General features: G+C 57.1%; 6 protein-coding genes. 5 read left to right on the top strand and 1 reads right to left on the bottom strand.

All coding sequences use genetic code 11. The annotated features are described in order from the left end of the window. Positions 1-187, bottom strand: a 187-nt coding sequence (locus KPG71_RS19485) for a hypothetical protein (protein ID WP_216340407.1), incomplete at its 3' end; no start/stop codon positions are given. A gap of 136 nt (positions 188-323) precedes the next feature. Here KPG71_RS19485 and KPG71_RS19805 point away from each other — a divergent pair. The 5 genes from KPG71_RS19805 (at position 324) to secD (ending at position 3611) form a co-directional block, all read left to right on the top strand. After that, positions 324-449, top strand: a complete 126-nt coding sequence (locus tag KPG71_RS19805; RefSeq protein ID WP_301182931.1) for a hypothetical protein — start codon at positions 324-326, stop codon at positions 447-449. A 3-nt stretch (positions 450-452) separates the two neighbouring features. Beyond that, entirely contained in the window at positions 453-638 is a 186-nt protein-coding gene (locus tag KPG71_RS19480) for a hypothetical protein (protein WP_073037661.1), read from the top strand. Positions 639-725: 87 nt separating this feature from the next. Next, the gene (locus tag KPG71_RS19475) at positions 726-2009 is read left to right on the top strand and encodes a DUF6538 domain-containing protein (protein WP_216340405.1); all 1284 of its coding nucleotides are present in this window, start codon (positions 726-728) and stop codon (positions 2007-2009) included. After that, positions 2006-2179 carry a hypothetical protein gene (locus KPG71_RS19470; protein WP_216340403.1) on the top strand — a complete coding sequence of 58 codons (174 nt, stop codon included), beginning with the start codon at positions 2006-2008 and terminating at the stop codon, positions 2177-2179. The genes KPG71_RS19475 and KPG71_RS19470 overlap by 4 nt, the downstream gene beginning before the upstream one ends. Positions 2180-2366: 187 nt before the next feature. Continuing rightward, on the top strand, positions 2367-3611 hold the full coding sequence (secD, locus tag KPG71_RS19465) for a preprotein translocase subunit SecD (RefSeq protein ID WP_216340401.1): 1245 nt from the start codon (positions 2367-2369) through the stop codon (positions 3609-3611). Positions 3612-3759: the final 148 nt, after the last annotated feature.

Below are 3759 nucleotides of genomic sequence, written 5' to 3'. Positions count from 1 at the left end.
CGATACGGGGAAGACCGAAGGCAAATGCGCCACCAAAGAACATGAGGAACGCCGTCATCATTCCAAATGCACCTGCCTCACCAGTTGCTTGGTCTTCAGATATTCCTGATAGGCCAGTAATTGTACAGGATTGCAACAAAGCGATAAGAGCGAGTGTGATTCCAATTATTCCAACAGCTATTTTCATTAGTTAGCTCCAGATTGTGCAAACCCAGTCTGGTACACTTAAATCTGCTCGTCAAATACCACTTCCCGTCCCATGATCCCCCCGAAAACCGAGGAAACCTCCGCATCTATAACGATAGCAATCAAGGAGGATTCCCATGCTCATCAACGTACTGCGGTGGCTGTTCGCGCCCGCCAAGAAGACCCGTCGATCATCCGCCAGTGACGACCAGTGGCTGATCTGGGCCCTGCTGGTGTTCGTCATTCTGGTCATGATCGGCTGACCCATGCCCGATCTGGAACCCGACACGGTGATCGTCATCCGAGCCTTCGATGACGTTCCCGAACACCTGTTCGAAGTCCATTCGGTCGAGGACGACCGCGTGACTGGCGTGGCCCTCAGCGGCCCCTTCGCCGGAACCTACGGCGAGCCGCCTCTGGACCTCGTCAAGGCGGTGGTCGGCAAGGATTAGGAACATCCCAGCCGTCACCTGAACACTCTTCTTTCCAACCGAATATCGAAATGACCCCGGGGCACTTCCGCCGGGCAAGGAGTAGTCATGTCCGACATCAAGTACGCCTATCTCAAGGGCCAAACGTGGCTCTATCGCCGCAACTATCCCAAGGACGTCGCCCCCGTGATCGGTGCGCGCGCCCTGAAGCAGTCGCTGAAGACCGGCGACGTCAAGCTGGCCCGCGCCCGCGCAGCGCAGGTGAACGCCAAGTACGAGGAACTGGTCCGCAAGATTCGAACCGGGGCCGAAGACGTCCTGAGTGACGCGGAGACACACGTCGGCGGCTCGTCATGGGCTCAGACATCCAAATCCGCCTTGGCCACTCTCCGGAGCGCTCTGGAAGCCGAGGGGCCGATCTCGTTCCCGGGAAAGACCAAGGTTCCGACGGTCGGGGAGTTGTCCCGAACCTATCTGGACCTGCGGGGGCGAGAGCTTCGCTGGGGCGGGTTCAAGAGCGTCCGCTACTCGGTCGGTCTGTTCGTCTCCAAGCACTCGGACCGGAAGATCACGTCCCTGACCCGCGACGACGGACGGGAATTCCTGAGCCTGATCGCCAGACTGTCGCCGCTGATCGGGAAAGTCCCGGACACCCGGCGCATGGGGCTCGACCAACTCGTGATCTGGTCGGACCGGGGAAATCGCCGGATATCCGCCCGCACCCGCAAGCGCATCTGGTCGCAGGTGAACCACTTTCTGGACTGGACGGTCTACGAGGGGCATCTTCGTCAGAACCCGTTCCGGACCGTCCGCTTCGAGGGGAAGATCAGACCCGCGCCCTACGCCGTTCCGACCGACGACGAGGTTCGCAAGCTGTTGGCGTCCCGGGACCCTGTGATTCACGACCCGCTCAAGGTCTGTCTTATGACCGGCATGCGGTCCGGTGAGGCCGTCGGGCTGTTGCGCGAGGACCTGATCCGGAAAGGGAATCTGGGGTGGTTCGTGTGGGTGCGCCCGAACGCGCTGCGGGAACTCAAGACCGACGCCGCCGAACGTCTGGTTCCGCTGCACTCGGAACTGGAGGCGCTCTTGGGTGATCTTCCCTCCGAAGGGCCGCTGTTTCCGGACCTGACCGTCAACGTGGTGACCAAGCGCTTCGCGGACCTGCGGAAGAAGCTGGGGCTGGATCGTCCCGGTCTGGTGTTCCACTCGACCCGGAAGTGGTTCATCACCCAGTGCGAACGGACCGGCGTCCCGGAGCACTTCACCGCGTCCCTCGTCGGGCACAAGTCCGCCCGGTCGGAGAACGGGATCACCTACGGCATCTATTCGGCGGGTATCTCCGACGAGCAGAAGCGCGGGATCGTCGATCAGATACGGCTCCCGTCATGATCATCCCGGACATCGAGGCGTTCGAGGAACGGGCCGCCATCGCCGAATACGACGGCGGTCTGTCCCGATCGGCGGCGGAAGACCTCGCGGCGCGTCAGCAGGGGTTCCGGAACCGGGATCAGTACTGGCAGTGGTTGGCGGATTACGTCGTGACGCGTAAGCTGCCCTGAGAACGGCCCCGGCTGGGGATTACTGGCCGGGGTCCTGCAACGACATGGAGCCTATCAGATGGCGGGTATCTTTGGTGAAGCGATAAGTTTTTTCATTCGAACTTGGAGCACGCACATAGGATGCGCAAGTTGGCCATATAGCGGCTGCGAATGCGGCGGTATTAGCCTACGAAAGGTCGCTGAGATAATGATCCGCCAGTTTGCTGTCATCCTACTCTTATTGGCAGCGGTAGGGCTACCGGCCAATGCATCAAGTGAACAATCAAAATACGAAGAATTGCCAATCCGACTTCAGCGCGCCGTCGAACAACTGCCCGATAGTCTCAATGATATTCCAACGTACTGGTTCGAACGAATGTCAGTTGATGGCTGGGAAAAGACCATGCTGATCTTTGGGTACGAAAACAATAAGAAATCATGTGAAGAAGTTAGAGTTTCCTCGCTGGAGCAAAAGACTGGCTTCAGTCTACGTGATCGTCAGCATGCTTTGGTTAAGGTCAGGGTCGAAGAAATATATGACGCCCTTATAGAAGACATTTGGTCAGATGTAGCGACGCTGCTGAGAGAGAGACGCAACCGGATCGGTTCCTCCCACTTGAACATCACCTCTGAGGGTCTAACCATCCGCCTAGTTGAAAAGCCCGATAAGTCGGTCGAGGCGGTTTCACTTGTCCGCTCGTTAATTCGTAGGCGTGGCTTTGACGGGGACGAAATGGTCATTTCTGTCAAGGGTTCTGTCGTGAATATCCGGATTGGTAAAGCTAGGCATTTGGTTTCGGAAGAACGAGCGCTGAGACAAGTTATTAATTTCATTCAGCAACGTATCAACGAAGTTGGCACGGTTGGCACTTCGGTCCAACAATGGGGCGTCAACCATATCCTGATTCATACTCCACGCACCGGGAGTGTTGGGGAGCTAGAGTTGAAGAATATCATGGCCCCTACGCCACAGATAACCCTTCAGCCAGTCGTGGCTCGCCTCTCGGATAGCAATTGGGCACCAGAGCTAGGGACCAAAGTTCTGCCAGCTAAGGGCGAAAGCGGTGTATTCTATGTAGTTGAGCGCACTGCCATCATAACAGGCGAGGATATTGTTGCTGCCGAGGCCACATTCGACCAAAATGGGCGGCCTGCTTTTGAATTCCGCCTTGGTCCATCTGGAACACTGCGCTTAGGGGATTATACAGCGGAAAACATAGGTAGTCCGGTCGCCGTAGTCCTGGATAATGAGGTCGCCAGTGCTTTTGTGATCCAATTCCACGTACCAGGTGGTAAAGCTATCGTGACTGGCGACTTCTCTGTCTCGGAAACCGAATTTTTGGCGGCTTTGTTAAGGATAGGACCACCACCGGTAGGTTTGGAAATTGTTGAAGGACCAAAAATTGGTAGCATTCAAGCCAACCTATATTTTCGATGTACGCCGTCTAAATAACCCTGAATATATCCACACCTCGCCGGCCCCCCACCCTTAAAGCCCACACCCCGACGCCACCCGCGCGAACGACACACCGAACCACCCCGGGAGCTGTCCTTTCGCGGGTGAGTGTCGGCTTTAAAGCTGCGGGGATCGTTCGGGGACG

The organism is Roseovarius sp. PS-C2 (assembly GCF_018862045.1).
Lineage (GTDB): Bacteria > Pseudomonadota > Alphaproteobacteria > Rhodobacterales > Rhodobacteraceae > Roseovarius.
The sequence above is the reverse complement of the archived record's forward strand: the minus strand, read 5'-3'. Positions and strand labels throughout refer to the sequence as shown.